Annotated in this window: 1 rRNA gene; it reads right to left on the bottom strand. The window is 53.5% G+C overall.

The features are described 5' to 3' along the window. Window positions 1-140: 140 nt before the first annotated feature. A 23S ribosomal RNA gene (locus CXQ94_RS23625) occupies window positions 141-930 on the bottom strand; the annotation flags it as partial.

Genomic DNA, 930 nt, shown 5'->3' on the forward strand with positions numbered 1-930 from the left:
CGTCAAGCAATTCAGTTGCTGCCTCGGGGTTTAGCCGCTGCAGCCAATCGGGTATGTGATGAATCGGTATTGCGTGTTCGTGCAGATTTTCGGTCTGTTTGTCGACTTTCCGTCTAACAGCCAAATTGTTTGGGTGTTATATGGTCAAGCCTCACGGGCAATTAGTATTGGTTAGCTCAACGCCTCACAGCGCTTACACACCCAACCTATCAACGTCGTAGTCTTCGACGGCCCTTCAGGGAGCTCAAGGCTCCAGTGAGATCTCATCTTGAGGCAAGTTTCCCGCTTAGATGCTTTCAGCGGTTATCTCTTCCGAACGTAGCTACCCGGCAATGCCACTGGCGTGACAACCGGAACACCAGAGGTTCGTCCACTCCGGTCCTCTCGTACTAGGAGCAGCCCCTCTCAAATCTCAAACGTCCACGGCAGATAGGGACCGAACTGTCTCACGACGTTCTAAACCCAGCTCGCGTACCACTTTAAATGGCGAACAGCCATACCCTTGGGACCGGCTTCAGCCCCAGGATGTGATGAGCCGACATCGAGGTGCCAAACACCGCCGTCGATATGAACTCTTGGGCGGTATCAGCCTGTTATCCCCAGAGTACCTTTTATCCGTTGAGCGATGGCCCTTCCATACAGAACCACCGGATCACTAAGACCTACTTTCGTACCTGCTCGACGTGTCTGTCTCGCAGTCAAGCGCGCTTTTGCCTTTATACTCTACGACCGATTTCCGACCGGTCTGAGCGCACCTTCGTACTCCTCCGTTACTCTTTAGGAGGAGACCGCCCCAGTCAAACTACCCACCATACACTGTCCTCGATCCGGATAACGGACCAGAGTTAGAACCTCAAAGTTGCCAGGGTGGTATTTCAAGGTTGGCTCCACGCGAACTGGCGTCCACGCTTCAAAGCCTCCCACCTATCC

This window comes from Arthrobacter sp. GMC3 (genome assembly GCF_002929305.1).
GTDB lineage: Bacteria > Actinomycetota > Actinomycetes > Actinomycetales > Micrococcaceae > Specibacter.